The sequence below is a fragment of the Streptomyces sp. NPDC085866 genome, from assembly GCF_044541035.1.
GTDB lineage: Bacteria > Actinomycetota > Actinomycetes > Streptomycetales > Streptomycetaceae > Streptomyces.
This window is the reverse complement of record NZ_JBITSQ010000002.1, coordinates 273,500-288,050: the sequence shown is the minus strand read 5'-3', so window position 1 is coordinate 288,050 and position 14,551 is coordinate 273,500. Positions and strand designations below refer to the sequence as shown.

The window sequence follows — 14,551 nt, the reverse complement described above, 5'->3', positions numbered from 1 at the left end:
GTGGCCACCGAACCCCGGACAGTCACGCCCGGACCCATCGGGCGGCCTTGTCCCAGGTCAACCCGCCGATGACATGGACCTCAAGCGTCGATGACATGGGCCAGACGAAATCCTGCACCGCGGCCTCGGCATGACTGCGGATCGCTCCGAAGCCGGCGAGCAGGACGATCCGTCGTCCGTCCCGCAGTGCGGCCGCCAGCACCGCGGTGCTCTCCTCGACCCGCTCCGGGTCGGGCCGCACCGGCGCCACGTCGAGCTTGAGGCCGCGGTAGTTGTCCACGGTCACCTGGCGATGGGTCAGGTTTTGCGGCACGTGGAGTGCACAGGCCCGGGTCGCCCCTCGAAGGCGACGTTCACCGCTGCCTCGAGCACCTCACGAGGCCGGTCGTGGCACTGTGGGATTCCGGCACCGTCCTGGGCCGGCGGAATCCGCACACAGTCGGTACCGCTGCGCAGATGATCACTTGTGGTCGTACCCGCTCGTCGGCGAGTCACCGCTGTGCGCCGTCACCCGCGGCCCTACTGGCGGACATCCCTCTTCCGTCAGCGCAGAACAGGGTTGCCGCGAAGGCAGCCGGTCTCGTGGCCACAGCCGCCGGCTGCCTGGCACTTCCTGCCACAGGCCGCGGGTGCGGCGGCCGTCGCGACATGCGAGCGGCGACGGGTTGCGCGAACATGGTCGAGTGGTCCGGCGGTGAGGAGACCCGCCGGCTGCCCCTCCTCGATCGGAGGCTCCGTGCCGCTCCACCCCCGCCGGAGGATGGAGGATCCCGTATGTCGGAGACCGGCAGGCAGCGTCCCACGGTCTTCGCCGGCGCGGGCGCCACGGACGCCGTGCTGTTCGCCTCGCCGGCGCACCTGCGGGGCGGCCGACTTCATCGACGCGGCCGTCGAACCCGGCCGACGCGATACCCGACGCATCATCAGCAACGCGCGCGACGGCGGTCTCCGACACGTCACAGCGTCCGCGGCATGACACGCGGACGGTAGCCCGAACCGGCGCAGGAAAGGCATGGCGCAACCATGAGCAGGACAGAGCAGTACGAGCGGTACGAGGGCGGCAGCGCGGAGGCCGAGCGGCTGGTCTTCGAGCAACTGGCCAAGGAACTGATGCGTGTCCAGGCCAGGATCAGGAAGTCCGGCGGGGCAGCGGCCTTCGCCAGGACCTTCCATGCGAAGCCGGTGCTCGGCGTGGAGAACGCCCGTCTGAGAATCCACGACCAGGTGCCGCCCGAGCTGCGGGCCGGCTTCGTCCGACCCGGTGCCGAGTACCCGGTCACGGTCCGGCTGTCGAACGCCAGCGGCGCCCCGCAGGCCGACACCCTGCCCGACATGCGCGGCGCAGCGCTCCGCGTCGAGGCCTCCGACGGCACGCACGACCTTCTCATGACGAACTTTCCGGTGTCCCACGCGCGCAACGCCCGGGAATTCGTGGCGTTCGCCAGGACGATGGCAGGCGCCCGCACCCGCCTCCAGAAGGGGTTCGCGCTGTTCGTCAAGTTGCCCTTCGCCGTCGGCTGGTCCACCGCCGCCCGGATGCGCCGCAACGTGCGGGCCGGTGCGCGCGACGATGTGCGCAGCCTGGCCCTGGAGACGTACTGGAGCCGCGGCGCCGTCCTGTGGGGCGAGGCCGGGCCGGTGCGCTACCAGTTGCGCCCCGTACGGGGCGCACCCGACGCGCCCGCACCGCCCCGCGCCGACCCGGACCACCTGAGCCGCGAGCTCGCGCAGCGCCTGGCCCGCGGCGACGTCGCCTTCGAGCTGCTCGTGCAGCGGTATGTCAACGAGGCGATCACCCCCGTCGAGGACGGCTCGGTGGAATGGCGGGAGGACGTCGCACCCGCGCTGCCCGTGGCCACCCTGACCATCCCCCGCCAGGACGTGGCCACCGCCGAGGCGCGTGCGGCGGCGCGCCGGATCGAGGAGCTGGCCTTCAACCCCTGGCACACCACCGAGGAGTTCCGTCCGCTGGGCAATCTCAACCGTGCCCGCAAGGCCGCCTACCAGGCGAGCAGCGCGCAGCGGCTGGGCTACCGCTTCACCACGGACGAGCCCCGGCGCAACAGGGTGCTGAGCGCTCCGGTGGACGCCGCCTTCCGCGTCCTCAACCGGTGGGTGCCCTGGTACCGGCTGCCGTTGCCGGCCGGCCTGCTCAACCTCGTCTTCCTGCGCAAGACGTTGCGCACGAAGAACCTCATCGACACAGATCACCACGAGGCGCCACCGCGGCCCGTCCCGGTGCCGCCGCCGATCGACGAGTCGCTGCGGGTCGCCCGCAGTTACGACGGCACGTTCAACGACCTGTCCGCACCGGCGATGGGGGCCGTGGGCGCGGCCTTCGGCCGCAACATGCCGCCCGTGCTGCGCCCGGACCTGTTCGACGAGCCCAGCCCGTACGAGGTCAGCAGGCTGCTGCTGCACCGCGACACGTTTCTGCCGGCCCGGTCCCTGAACCTGCTCGCCGCCGCGTGGATCCAGTTCCAGGTGCACGACTGGGTCAACCACAGTCGCTACCCGACGGGTACCTCCAGCGTGGAGGTACCGCTCCCGCCGGACGTCGAGTGGCACAACACCCCGGGCGGTCCCACGGAGCACATGATGCGCTTCGCCGAGAACGTGGCGATGACCGGCGACGGCGCGCCGGTCCACTTCGCCGACTCGGCCTCCCACTGGTGGGACGGCTCGGAGCTGTACGGCGGCGACGAGAAGGCCGCCCGTTCCCTGCGCGACGCCGACGGCGGCGCCGGCCTGCGCCTGGAGGACGGTCATCTGCCGCTCGGCCCGAACGGCGTCCCGCTCACCGGGGTCCGCGAGAACTGGTGGCTGGGCCTCAGCCTGATGCACACCCTCTTCGCCAGGGAGCACAACGCGGTGTGCGCGGCGCTGCGGCGCGAGTACCCGCGTATGGAGGAGGAGCGCGTCTACCAGACGGCGCGGCTCGTCGTGTCCGCGCTCATCGCCAAGATCCACACGGTGGAGTGGACACCGGCGATCCTCGCCACCGAGGCGATCGACATCGCGCTGAAGACCAACTGGCAGGGGCCGCCCGCGAAGTGGCTGGAACGGCTGGGGCTGTGGCTGTTCGAGGCGCACTCGCTGACCGGCATCCCCCAGACCGTGCCCGACCACCACAGCGCGCCCTACTCCCTCACCGAGGACTTCGTCACCGTCTACCGGATGCATCCGCTGATCCCGGACGACTTCGAGATCTGCGACCACCGCCTCGGACGGCGGCTGGACATCCTCGGCTTCGATGACGTGCAGGGCGCCGCGGCCGAGCCTCTTATCCGCAAGACCGGGCTGCCCGACTCGCTGTACTCGTTCGGCATCGCCCATCCGGGCGCGATCACCCTGCACAACTTCCCGCGCGCGCTGCAGCACTTCGAGCGGGACGGCGAGATCATCGACCTGTCCGTGGTCGACCTGGTACGTACCCGCCGCCGTGGTGTGCCCCGTTACAACGACTTCCGGGCCGGCCTGCACAAGGAGCGTATCCGCCGCTTCGAGGACCTGACGGCCGAACCCGGGACGCTGGCGCGGCTGAAGGAGCTCTACCGGTCGGTCGACGAGATCGACACCATGGTCGGGCTGTTCGCCGAGAACCCGCCGACCGGATTCGGATTCAGCGACACGGCCTTCCGCGTCTTCATCCTGATGGCGTCGCGGAGGCTGCAGAGCGACCGCTTCCTCACCGTGGACTACCGCCCCGAGCTCTACACACCGCTCGGCATGGACTGGATCGAGCGCAGTGGCATGACCGAGGTCATCCTGCGGCACTGCCCGGAGCTGGCGAGCTTCCTGCCCCGCGACGGGAGCGCGTTCGTACCGTGGCGGCCGGTGTTGGCACCGCCGAACGGTCCCCGCACCACGGAGTCTTGAGTCAGCGGGTGTTCCTGAGGCAAGGAGAGGACCATGACGGTGTCCACCCGGCATCGGGGGCTCGAAGCGCTGCTGGCGCGGCCGCTCCTGGAGACCATCTGGCGGCGGCGCACCCACCGGGTCGGCCGGGGTGCGGCCGTCCCCGCCGGCTCGATGAGCTATAGCTCGTCCGACGCCCCGCTACCGCTCGGCGAGCTGGAGGAGGCGGTGCTGATCGCCCTCACCGGCTGCACCGGGCTCACCATGCCGGACCGGCCGTTCGAGGATCCGCGCGACGGCAAGCCCATCATGGCCAAGCCGAACCTCAACATGCTCGGCCGGACGGCAGGCAGCCCCGACAACGCGCAGGGCACCCACTTCTTCATGATCAACGACAGTGGCACCTACTATCTGCGCAAGCTGCCGCCGTCCCCGGACGCCTCCTTCGAGCCCGGCGCGCTGGTCGAGCGGGCTCGGCAGTCCAAGGTGCGGGTCCTGGACCACCGCCTGGACGTCGCCGAGGGCATGCGCGACTTCCCGGCCTACCTCGACTCCAACCGCGTGCTGTCCAACCTGCCGGGCAGCACCGTCTTCCTGCCGGTCGTCGACCTCTCGCACCAGTACATCAACGGCCTGATGTACCTGCTCACCCAGCCGGACGGGGCCCGGCCCACGCTCGTCGACGACCGCAACTTCTACCGACCCGCCGGGGTGCGCAAGTGGGTGCGGAACGGCTTCCTGAACAAGGACCTCAAGCTTCCGCTGGGTGTGCTGGGCCCGCTGCGGACCCAGATCGAGGCCGAGCTGCTGCTGCAGAACCTCATGCTGACCGCGGACGCCATGGGGCTCGGCGCGTGGATCCATGCCTCGATCAACCCCCAGATCATGCTGGGGGACCCGAAGTTCTCGGCCCGGTACGGACGGATGCTCGGCTTCGACTTCGTCACCCCTCGCTGGCGCCCGCTGGACCTCCCGCGCTGGCAGCTGCCTCTGCCCCGGTTCGCGACCGCGCGGTCCCATCCGGTCGGGCTCGGCGTCGACGGCGAACCACTGATCACAGCGGCCTGTCCCCCGTATTACCCGTCGATGTCGGAGGCCGTGGACGCGGTCGTCCAGGCGAAGTTCGGTCCGAAAGGCATCTACCACGACAAGGACCTCTTCACGGGCATCTACCGCAACGACTACGGGAAGCGCTACCTCACCGAGGCCCGCGAGTACGACCAGCGGGTCGTCGAGTGTGCCCGCGACGTGTGCGAGTACATCCACTCCACGCACGGCCGGTTCCCCGCACACGTCGACGCCATTCAGGTGCCCGGCATCTGGCTCCAGACACACCATCCCGAACTCGGCTACTACGAACGGTTCTTCCGGGACGGCCTGACCGAGGCGCACAGGGAGCACACGAGGCGGTGGGACACCTGACGGCTCTGTGTCCGAACACCTGCGCGGGACTGAGGCGCCCGGCGCCGGCCACCGGCCGCGGTGTTCGTCGGACCGGTCCCAGGTGATCTGCCGCAGCCGCCGGGGCGGCGAACTGCGGCAACCAGCTCTTGCGGTCCACCCTGAGCGACGTGACCCGCTCGCTCCAGGAGCCGCCCGCGTACCAGTGGACGTAGATCTTGATGATGTCGACCACGGTGAACGATCTCCTGGCCATCAGGTGCGTCCGTCGACCTCTCTTGGTGCAGGTCGCGCGACCTGTGTGCGTTCGTGACAGCCAGGGCCCTCGAGCGGCACGTGCCCGGAACTCACCAGAACCGACGGCGCCGGCGCCCGGCAGTGACGCTCCGGCGGTCGTCGCATCGTGGCGAGCGACGGCCCCCCGCTGGGTGAGCGCGGCCCCACCGGCCGCGACATTCCCTCACTGTCCGCGTTCACCGCGCGATCCGCTGGTGTGGGCGAAGCGACCACCGGTGTTATTCAATGAGGTGTGCGGTCAGGGATCTCGGGGCCCCGTCGCACGGGTCCGAGTACGGCCTCGGCACTGCGCCGGGGATTGCTGAGAGAGCCGCATGGACTCCACACCCTCCCCCTCCCCCTCGCCCTCTTCGCCGTTCGACCTGGTCAGCAGCGCCCTGGGGCGCTACATCCCGCGCGGCGGAGCGGCAGCGGCCGCCGGTCCTGCCGACACGCAGGGCGACCGCACCCGCCGACGCGTACCCGACACCCCGGCAACCGGCCATCAGGATCAGATTCTCGGCGCGGTCAACCTGGACAGGGATCTGAGAATCACCCGCTGCAACCTGGACGCCCCCGTATTCGCGGGTCTGGACGCCGCGACCGGGAGCCCCTTCGCCGATCTCCTGCCCCCAGGGGACGTACCGACGGTCACACGGCGGTTGCGGCAGGTCCTGGAGACCGGTGAGGCGCACGTCGCCCGGATCCAGCGCCTGCGGCGCGGCGACGGGTCGGAGCTGGTGGTCTCGATGAGCATCCTGCCCGCCGCGGTGTCTCAGGAGAGCCTGACGGTCTCCGTGATCGCCATGGCCAGGAGGCTGCACCTGTACGCCGCCGAGACCGCGATCGGCACCTCGCTGGACATCGGCGAGACGGCGCAGTCGCTGGCGCAGTCCCTGCTGGCTTGGGGAGACGTGGCCGCCGTCGACCTCGACTTTGCCGTGTGGACGGGCGAGGGAGTCATCGGGCAGCCTCAGGGGCGCATCCGGCTACGGCGGGCGGCCCTGGTGCCGGACCGGGCGTGGCCCGATGGCTACGTGACTCCCGGCGACGATCTTCCCAGCGACGCGAGTCGCCTGCTGGCGCAGGCCGTACGGCGGGACGACGCCCCGCAGGCCATCGTCATACCCGACCGGGAGGCGGTCGAGCGGGTACTCGGCAGTCCGCGAGTGATGCGTGCCCTGGTGCCCGGCGACCGGTCTGCGGGTGTGGCATGCATACCGCTGGTCCTGGACGGCGCCCCGCCCATCGTGCTGGGCCTCGTGGAGGTCTGGCGGCGGGCGGACTGCCCATTCCGCGACAGCGAGCTGCTCGACCTGCAAGAACTGGTCGCGAGGACCGCCCATCACGTCGACCTGGCCCGTCAGCACCAGCGCGAGCACACGCAGGTGCTGGCCTTGCAGCGTCGGCTGCTGCCCCGAACCGGCGGCGACACCATCGAGATCGCCAGCGTCTACCAGCCCGCCACGCCCGACAGCGCGGGCGTCGGCGGCGACTGGGTGAACAGCTTCCCCCTGCCGGACGGGCGTACCGCGCTGGTGGTCGGTGACGTCGTCGGCCACGGCCTGGGGGCCGCGGCAACCATGGGTCAGCTGAGCACGGAAGCCCGCGCGCTGCTGTCCGCGGGGCTCGCGCCCGACGAGGTACTGGAGCACCTGGACGAGACCGTGACGCTGCTGGACGACGCGGAGTCCGGGCTCGCGGCCGGCTACAGCGCCCTCGGGTCGACCTGCTGCATCGCCCTCTACGACCCGGTCAGCCACCGTGTGGCGCTGTCCAGCGCCGGTCACCTCCCCCCGGTCCTGGTCTCCCCGGACGGGCACGCAGGTCCGCTGGCGGTCCACCCTCACCCCGGCCTGGGCACCGAGTTCGCGCTGCGGGAGCCGTTCGACGTGCAGACGTTCGGCGCTCCCCCGGGCTCCCTGCTCGCCCTCTACACCGACGGCCTGGTGGAGGATCCGGCCGTGTCGATCGACGAAGGCATCGGCAGGCTGGCGGACGCCGTGTCCACGGTGCACCCCTGGGACGCCCTGCAGCAGGCCGCACGGCACGTTGTCTCCGCGCTGGCACCCGTGCGCCAGCGCGACGACGTGACCCTGCTGCTCGCGCGGATGATCGGCTACCGCAAGGGAGACACCGCGACCTGGCGGCTGCCCGCCCGCGACGACGCCCCCGCCCGTGCCCGCGCGCAGGTCTCGTCCCTGCTGCGGCAGTGGCGCACCAAGGACGAGGTCCGGGACAACGCCCTGCTGCTGGTCAGCGAGCTGGTCACGAACGCGGTGCGCTTCGCCACCGGACCCATCACGGTACGGCTGATCAGGGCCGGTCACGGCCTGCTGTGCGAGGTGGGCGACACCGGCAACGGCAGGCCACGTCTGAGCCGGGGCGGCCTCCTCGACGACGGCGGTCGTGGCCTGCACATCGTGCACAGGCTCACCACCCGGTGGGGGGTGCGGTGGACGGACACCGGCAAGGTGGTCTGGGCGGAAGTCGCGAGGTGACGCGGCTGCGGGGCGGCGGCGCGGCCGGCCTACGGGCGGCGAGAGTACGGGGGGTCGTACCCGTCAGCCGACGCCACCGACGGTACGGACGGTGCCCGCAGCGGTAGCGGTGGCACGACCGGTGATGCGGACGGCCCGTTCACCGGTCCGCGTGGCGCGGGCACGCGCTACAGCCACTCCCCTTCCAGGGCGGTGGCGGAGAGGCCCGGTGCCGCCGCGTACAGGACGGCACGACTGCCTGACTTCTGCCCGGCGTCGTGCGCCCGCCGCATGATGTCGAACACGGCGGCGCCTCCGCGGTTGCCGGTGGTGTAGCTGTCCCGGCTGTAGTCCAGCAGCCCCGACGGCCACGCGTCGGGCATCGTCTGCTCCATGTACTCCAGCACCCGGGTCCCACCGGGGTGCGCGAGCAGCACGTCGGGGTGCCAGGAGTCGGGGTGGTCCTGGTAGCGGAGGTGCAGCCACTCCCACATCGCGGTGACCGTCTCCTGTACGGCGCGCGGCCCGCGCCGGTCCATCACGAAGTGGGTGCCGTCCGACCGCGTCTCCAGGCGGTGCAGGTCCTGGGTGCCGGGCAGGGTGTGGTGCCAGGCGGCGTCCAGCCGCAGCACCGACTCGCGCCTCTGGCGGCCCGTGACCACCGCGGCGACCGCGGTGTCCGCGAACAGCAACCGCACGATCAGGGACTCGAGGGTGTCGTCCGCGGGCTGGTAGGTCGTGCTCAGCGCCTCCGCGATCACGACCAGGACCACCCGGTCGGGGTCCGCGGCGACGAGGTCCGCCGCCAGTGCCAGGGAGCGGGTCCCCGCGACACAGGCCCATTGCGTGGCCGGCAGCAGCATCACGTCGTTGCGGAGCGAAAGCTTGTTGGCCAGGGCGATGTCCAGACCCGGCAGCGCCGGGGTGGTGGAGTGACTGGTGATCAGGCAGTCGATGTCCGCGGCGTCCAGCCCGGCGATCTGCAGGGCCCCACGGGCCGCACGCTCCCCGTAGGACTGCACGGCCTCCCAGGCCGGCGCGGTGCGCTCCTGGACGGTCTGCGGCGCGGGTATCGCCTCAAGTGCGGCGATCACGCGGTCCACGTCCTGCTGGGTGAACCCGTCGCGCGCCAAAGCCTCTTGGGCCGACCCGGTGCCGACAGCTTGCAGGGCACCACCGTTACCGGGCGCGACGGCGGTCTCCAGCGGCAGCATCCACCCGCGGGTCTCGATGCCCGTGCTGGCCGCGATGCCGTCGATCCGTGGCGCCCACGCCGCGTGCGGATGCCGGTCGCGCACCTCCGCAACGATCTGACTGGTCTCCACGGCGTGCTCGCCGTGTATCACGGCAGGAGGACAGAGGTAAGCGGCCATAGTGGGGCACCTTTCCGGGGGAACAAGCGGGAATGTCACGAGTTCTGTGGCATGGGTCACTTTGGAACTTCGCGCCCAAGAGGTTGCCGATAGGCCCCACTTCGGGGGCCCGTATCTGTTTTGAGCATGGACGCTAAATGGACATTTCCGCTGTGATGCAGACAACTTAGGCGGCCTTGGATTGCGTGACACGGCACACACCGCCGAAGCAGGGACCCTCAGAGCGTTGCCGCAGGCCTTACCTGACTCACCGTCAGTCAGCAGGTCACCTGGTCGCTGCGGAGCCGGGCTCCTGAGACGTTGGATTCCCGGGCACCTCCGGAGTGCCCGCGCGGATGCCGTGGGGCCCGGCATGATCCTCGGGATCGCGAACTACGCCCACGGCAACGGCCGGATCGCGCACGAGCCCAAGCCGACCGCCGATCGCCGGCTCGCGGTCGGCGGTGACGCTGTCGAGCACACCGGTCGGCAGGCTCGCGGCCTCTACGGCTTGGCCAGGTTGGGTGGCCTCGGTCATTCGCTTGACTGAGGCCACCCCACGTCCGCGCACGCCGCGTCAGGCCGCCTCGACGAGTGCGTCGGACTCAAGAGGCAATGTGAGCTCCGCCTGCATCGTGCCGGAGCTGGTGGGTGGTGATCCCCCGCGAGATGCCCGCCGCCTCCTTCGCGTCCAAGACCGGCGAGCTCCCGCTCAACAGCAGTTCCTCGATGTAGGCGCGGGTGGAAGCAGCTCCGACGGTGACCGTGATGTTGCTCATGATCGCGAGCCATCGTCGTCCAGGGACCTCGATGCCAGCTGGTGATGTCAGGTCACTGGGTGTTCGCCGGGCAGAGGGGCGCGTACGAACTGGGCGCACCGCTCGTCACAGGCTCCCATGGCCTGGAAATTCTGACGCGCCTCCGTAAGACTCGGCCGGCCGTTCGGGCCGCCCCGAACCTGCTAACGGCGTACAGGGCCGTTCACCTGCGTTCACGGGCGGGTGAGCGCCAGGACGGCCCCTGAGGATGGTCCAGTCAGGACGGTGGTGGCACGGGGCCCACCCATCGTCCTGACCGGCTCGGGCCTGTCGGTGCTCGGCCCTGTCGCGTGGCGTCCGTGGGGGAACCACACTGGTCGGTGGGGCGCCCTCCCCAAGGCGCTCGCCCGCGACGGAAGGACGGACCCATGCCCACGGACACGCTTCCCGGCCCGCTGCGATTCCTGGTCTTCGGCGCGGCGCTGCGGGCCGATTCGGCCAACGCCCGCCTCGCCTCCCTCGTGGCCCGGCTCATCTCCGACACCGGTGCCGCCGTCGACCTCGCCAGCATGCGCGACTTCGACATGCCCTTGTACGACGGCGACGCGGAGGCCGGCGAAGGGCTGCCGCGCGGCGCGCTCGCCCTACGCGACCGGCTTGAGCAGAGCGACGCCTTCGTCATCTCCTCGCCGGAGTACAACGCCTCCGTGCCGGGAGTGCTCAAGAACGCGATCGACTGGGTCTCGCGTGTCCGGCCGCAGCCGTTCAAGACCAAGCACGCGCTGCTCGTCTCAGCCTCGCCGTCACTGGTCGGCGGCAACCGCGGGTTGTGGGCTCTGAGGATTCCCCTGGAGCACCTGGGCACCCGTGTCTACCCGGACATGTTCAGCGTGGCCAACAGCTACCAGGCCTTCACCGAGGACGGAACGCTGGCCGACCCGGGGTTGCAGCAACGTCTCACCGAGACCGTTTCGGGTTTCCTCAGCCTCGTCGAAGCGGACGTGCGCTACGTCTGCCTCGAACGCCGTTGGTACGAGTTCCTGGGTGACCGTACCGAGGCGGCCATCACCCAGCGGGCCGAGAAGTGATGCCGGAACGCCGCACGTACACATCGGACAGACGGGCGGCGCGCGTCATGCCCTCGTCCGCAGCGTCCTTGCAGGTGTTGCCTTGTCGACCGCAGGGCGCCCTCGTTGCCCCTGGCTGACCGCTGCATCTGGCACGGTTGTGGCACGAACCTCAGCCCACGGCAGTCAGCCCCAGTACTCAGGGTCAGCGCCGCTGCGCGACCATCCGTCGAGACAACCGCGCATCCATAGGTCCACGTGGCCATGAGCGTCAGGATCGTCTGCATTTGGCTTGACGCTCTCGCAGTACTCCTGCATGTCTTGACGCGAGGGGACAGACGCAGGGTCGGGCCATTGCTCCGAGTAGTCCAGCCCAGCCTTGAAACCGGTGCGGTAAGCAGTGTGTGGGTTGTCATCCGCCCCACTGCACCCAATGAGCGCGAGCAAGATGGCGAATGTAGCAAAGCGCCGAATTCGCATGGGGTCATCCCCTGGGTGGGCGTCAGCTTCTGCCCGCGTCAGATCAGGCGTTACTCCTGCTTCCCCGCCCCCGGCCGGTCCATGCACCCGTCGTTGTCCGCCGTCTCGACGGGCCACCCCTGGTCGCTGTAGTACGTCCGCCGGATGTGCGTGATGAGCGCGGCCTTCTGGATACCCAGGAGTGACGCCTCCTCAACAGTCGCCTGCCTCGGCTCCGGGTGCTCGCGCACATGCTCCGCGATGCGCCGCCGTAGTTCGTCGGCGATGCGGAGATAGGGCGGCCGCTCAGGCGACATGGCCGTCTTCGCAGCTGGCTCGCAGATCTACAGGTCCATGCGGGATTCACTGTCGCCGCGCCTGACGACGACGTGCGCCGGCCGGAACGGCAGACCACGCAGCGTCGGCGCCATGATCTTGAAGAGAGCATCTGCATCCGGTCCGTAGGCGTAGAGCACGGCCTCGCCTGCACCGAACTCGTTGCCGTCGAACTCCCCGACGCCGGCCTCATCGATCGCTGCTGCCATCACCTCCTCAGCGTTGTAGACCTGCACTCGCTGCTCGGGGTCGCCGAAACCGTCAGCAGCAAGCCGGAAGTGGGCAATGACGGCGTGCTCCTCATCCCCGCGGTCCGGGACACTGGGTGTCTCCATGACGGAGACTCTCTCAGGGGGCTCTGACATCGCCCGTCCCGGTTGAGGTCGCCTACCAAGGGGTTGGTGGCACGACCTCTCCGTCCCGAAGCAAGTTGGGCTCGGCCTCCGCCTTGGGACGAGGCGCCTCTCACCTGGGCGGATGGTCCGAAGGCGTCGGCGCTTGTCCGCGGGTGTGCGTCGGCGTTGTCACGCAGTTGCGCACTCAGCGGGGCAACGGTTCCCCGCTCTGGTCTTGACAGCCAGCTCCGCTCGGGGCCTGCCATCCAAGCGAAGGCGTCCGCTGTTCGAGTAGCCAGTGATCCGGTCCGCCAAGAGTCCGTGATGTCCGTCCAGCCATGGAGGTAAGCCCCTCGTCTGGAGGGTACGAGGCGGCCGATATGTGTTCGTCACTGCTGGAAGTACTGAGAAGGCGAGGCTGGCGGCCCTGACTGCACTGCTTTCTCATAAGCGTTATGCACTATCCGGACGAACTTCCGGTGTGCCCTGTCCTGGGAATGCTCGGCTTCTGCTATCCAGTGGGGCCCGCGAAGCTCCCAATGATGTCGTGCGATTTCGCCGAAGAAATGATGGTCAAGCTCAAGGGCCAGATCCGAGTCGGAGTAGACGTCGAGCACGTAAGCCGAGTACATTCCTGCGAGAATGAGATTCGTGAAACCGATCTGTTTAAACCGCAGCTCGGTTAGCTGCACCGACTCTGGTCCGTAACAAGCCGCGAGAGTCGGATCTTCGAGAGTGAGCGTGAATAGCTCACGCTGATTGGCTCTGGCCAACTCGTGAGCCGCCACCTTGCTTTGCCTTGCTTGATGGATTAGCGATGTGGCAACGCCAACCAGAGCCAAGGCGGCGAAGGCGGAAGTGTATATCTGGCTTGCATCGCTCAAATCCTGCCATGTCGTCCCTTTTGGTGCCGATTCTTTTATCATGATCGGCACTGCGATTAGCAGAAGCGTTGCGAGGGTCGTAGACCCAATGATGATCCAGTTCTTGGTTCTACTCCTCAGGTGCAAGGTCGCCTCCCCCGCGTCCTGCCGGCCCTCAGTGTGGAACCCGGGCCAATTCCTCGCAAGGGGGCGAGTGCAGGGAGGTCGGCTACGCGCGACCTCGCGCCACCTGGTGACGTCGCGGGGCACTCAGCTTGGGAAGCTCGGGTTCTCTGACGGCAGTTGACTCGCCGACCTGCGGCGAGGCCGTGGTGAAGCCCTGGTCGCACCCACGGCCAGTCCCGGTGTCTCCCGCGATTCCCCGCACGATCTGGCACGTCTCCGGCACGGGGCTGGCCGTGGGCTTCTGTCGCCGGTGGTTGGCGTCGGGCGCCCTCGCACGGCCCGGAGACGGCCCGGGCTCCGGCTGGCTGAACGGGAAACCGCGATGCGGTAGGACTTGACGCTGCTCTACGATCTCCCCGCCTGCGTCGGCCGGCAGCTGTAGACCCGCAGCGCCGGCCCGTTGTGGAGGGGGCCAGCCCGTTCGAGCCGGGCCAGGAGGGCTGACATCCGCTTTGGGCGGCTGAGTCGTTGGGAGCCAACCTGGTGTGGGACGGGGCGTTCTACCGCGTTCAGCGTGACGGCTATGAGATCTGTTTCGTTCCCGATGCTGGAGTACCCCTCGACGAGATCGACGACGTCGACATGTGGGTGGTCTTCGACAACGGGGAACGCTGGTCGGGGACGATCTACACCCTGGACAATGTCCATCGCACCATGGGCCGTTGGCGACAGACCGGTGAATGCCTTGGCGGCAGATACTTCTACGTCTGGGATGGTCTCATCGTCCGCGACCGCGGCATTCCCGGGATGGTCGAGGTCGTCGACGACCTTGTTCGAAGCGGTGACTACAGAAGTGTCTTCCGCGACGTCGGCCCAGAAGACACGGATGACCGACCTCTCACCCGGGTGGGCGTCCGACCTCGGACCGGAACGCCTCTCACCTGCTGCGACGGTCCGCTCGTGTCCGCGCTCGGCTATCGCTCCTGATATGCCTCGTGGCCTTCCGACGAGCGTGGACCATGCCCGCTGTGACTCCAGAGACAGATCGCCCCAGGTGGTGGTTCGGGCTTCGCGGCTTTGCGATCTTCCTGGTGAGCGGTGGCCTTGGCTTCTTCGCGTACGCGGTGGTTTCGCATCGGCGGGCCGGTGCGCCGTGGGGATGGTTGCTGTTCGGAGCAATTGTCTGCGGGACGCTCAGCGCGCTGTTTCCGAGGCCCGACGCCGACCGACAACGACAGAA

General features: G+C 69.3%; 12 protein-coding genes and 1 pseudogene. 6 read left to right on the top strand and 7 right to left on the bottom strand.

Translation table 11 applies throughout. The features are described 5' to 3' along the window. Window positions 1–22 precede the first annotated feature (22 nt). Complete coding sequence (locus ACIF83_RS04725) at window positions 23–286, bottom strand: hypothetical protein (RefSeq protein ID WP_399723430.1); 264 nt, start codon at window positions 284–286, stop codon at window positions 23–25. Between the two features lie 737 nt (window positions 287–1,023). Here ACIF83_RS04725 and ACIF83_RS04720 point away from each other — a divergent pair. The 3 genes from ACIF83_RS04720 (at window position 1,024) to ACIF83_RS04710 (ending at window position 8,036) form a co-directional block, all read left to right on the top strand. Next, a complete protein-coding gene (locus ACIF83_RS04720; RefSeq protein ID WP_399723428.1) occupies window positions 1,024–3,879 on the top strand; it encodes a peroxidase family protein in 2,856 nt (951 codons plus the stop codon). Between the two features lie 33 nt (window positions 3,880–3,912). Beyond that, complete coding sequence (locus tag ACIF83_RS04715; protein WP_399723426.1) at window positions 3,913–5,280, top strand: hypothetical protein; 1,368 nt, start codon at window positions 3,913–3,915, stop codon at window positions 5,278–5,280. Window positions 5,281–5,870: 590 nt separating this feature from the next. Continuing rightward, a complete protein-coding gene (locus ACIF83_RS04710; protein WP_393478813.1) occupies window positions 5,871–8,036 on the top strand; it encodes a SpoIIE family protein phosphatase in 2,166 nt (721 codons plus the stop codon). Between the two features lie 167 nt (window positions 8,037–8,203). Here the strand turns inward: ACIF83_RS04710 and ACIF83_RS04705 are convergent, their stop codons facing one another. After that, window positions 8,204–9,388, bottom strand: coding sequence for a type III polyketide synthase (locus tag ACIF83_RS04705; RefSeq protein WP_398138009.1), 1,185 nt, complete (start codon window positions 9,386–9,388; stop codon window positions 8,204–8,206). Window positions 9,389–9,740: 352 nt separating this feature from the next. Between ACIF83_RS04705 and ACIF83_RS04700 the strand changes: the two genes are divergently transcribed. Then, window positions 9,741–9,917: a hypothetical protein gene (locus ACIF83_RS04700; protein ID WP_399723423.1), complete on the top strand. Its 177-nt coding sequence runs from the start codon at window positions 9,741–9,743 to the stop codon at window positions 9,915–9,917. Between the two features lie 55 nt (window positions 9,918–9,972). Here ACIF83_RS04700 and ACIF83_RS04695 read toward each other — a convergent pair whose 3' ends face one another. Both ACIF83_RS04695 and ACIF83_RS04690 read right to left on the bottom strand, forming a co-directional pair. After that, window positions 9,973–10,146 carry a hypothetical protein gene (locus ACIF83_RS04695; protein WP_399723421.1) on the bottom strand — a complete coding sequence of 58 codons (174 nt, stop codon included), beginning with the start codon at window positions 10,144–10,146 and terminating at the stop codon, window positions 9,973–9,975. A 47-nt stretch (window positions 10,147–10,193) separates the two neighbouring features. Then, a pseudogene (locus tag ACIF83_RS04690) lies at window positions 10,194–10,313 on the bottom strand (CPCC family cysteine-rich protein); the annotation flags it as partial. A gap of 240 nt (window positions 10,314–10,553) precedes the next feature. Here ACIF83_RS04690 and ACIF83_RS04685 point away from each other — a divergent pair. Continuing rightward, window positions 10,554–11,213 (top strand): NADPH-dependent FMN reductase, encoded by a 660-nt coding sequence (locus tag ACIF83_RS04685; protein ID WP_393478804.1) that lies wholly within the window; start codon window positions 10,554–10,556, stop codon window positions 11,211–11,213. Between the two features lie 509 nt (window positions 11,214–11,722). On the opposite strand, the gene ACIF83_RS04680 is transcribed toward ACIF83_RS04685, so the two are convergent. The 3 genes from ACIF83_RS04680 to ACIF83_RS04670 form a co-directional block, all read right to left on the bottom strand. Next, the gene (locus ACIF83_RS04680) at window positions 11,723–11,968 is read right to left on the bottom strand and encodes a UTRA domain-containing protein (RefSeq protein WP_399723419.1); all 246 of its coding nucleotides are present in this window, start codon (window positions 11,966–11,968) and stop codon (window positions 11,723–11,725) included. A 27-nt stretch (window positions 11,969–11,995) separates the two neighbouring features. Next, a complete protein-coding gene (locus ACIF83_RS04675) occupies window positions 11,996–12,322 on the bottom strand; it encodes a hypothetical protein (protein WP_399723417.1) in 327 nt (108 codons plus the stop codon). Between the two features lie 389 nt (window positions 12,323–12,711). Further along, window positions 12,712–13,248 (bottom strand): DUF6082 family protein, encoded by a 537-nt coding sequence (locus ACIF83_RS04670; protein WP_399724049.1) that lies wholly within the window; start codon window positions 13,246–13,248, stop codon window positions 12,712–12,714. A gap of 591 nt (window positions 13,249–13,839) precedes the next feature. Between ACIF83_RS04670 and ACIF83_RS04665 the strand changes: the two genes are divergently transcribed. Continuing rightward, window positions 13,840–14,298 carry a hypothetical protein gene (locus ACIF83_RS04665; protein WP_399723415.1) on the top strand — a complete coding sequence of 153 codons (459 nt, stop codon included), beginning with the start codon at window positions 13,840–13,842 and terminating at the stop codon, window positions 14,296–14,298. The last annotated feature ends 253 nt before the right edge of the window (window positions 14,299–14,551 follow it).

Bases quoted from the DNA above. Each gene is read 5' to 3' on its own strand.
- ACIF83_RS04720 (WP_399723428.1), top strand. From the start codon at position 1,024: ATGAGCAGGACAGAGCAGTACGAGCGGTACGAGGGCGGCAGCGCGGAG.
- ACIF83_RS04715 (WP_399723426.1), top strand. From the start codon at position 3,913: ATGACGGTGTCCACCCGGCATCGGGGGCTCGAAGCGCTGCTGGCGCGG.
- ACIF83_RS04710 (WP_393478813.1), top strand. From the start codon at position 5,871: ATGGACTCCACACCCTCCCCCTCCCCCTCGCCCTCTTCGCCGTTCGAC.
- ACIF83_RS04705 (WP_398138009.1), bottom strand. From the start codon at position 9,388: ATGGCCGCTTACCTCTGTCCTCCTGCCGTGATACACGGCGAGCACGCC.
- ACIF83_RS04700 (WP_399723423.1), top strand. From the start codon at position 9,741: ATGATCCTCGGGATCGCGAACTACGCCCACGGCAACGGCCGGATCGCG.
- ACIF83_RS04695 (WP_399723421.1), bottom strand. From the start codon at position 10,146: ATGAGCAACATCACGGTCACCGTCGGAGCTGCTTCCACCCGCGCCTAC.
- ACIF83_RS04685 (WP_393478804.1), top strand. From the start codon at position 10,554: ATGCCCACGGACACGCTTCCCGGCCCGCTGCGATTCCTGGTCTTCGGC.
- ACIF83_RS04680 (WP_399723419.1), bottom strand. From the start codon at position 11,968: ATGTCGCCTGAGCGGCCGCCCTATCTCCGCATCGCCGACGAACTACGG.
- ACIF83_RS04675 (WP_399723417.1), bottom strand. From the start codon at position 12,322: ATGGAGACACCCAGTGTCCCGGACCGCGGGGATGAGGAGCACGCCGTC.
- ACIF83_RS04670 (WP_399724049.1), bottom strand. From the start codon at position 13,248: ATGATAAAAGAATCGGCACCAAAAGGGACGACATGGCAGGATTTGAGC.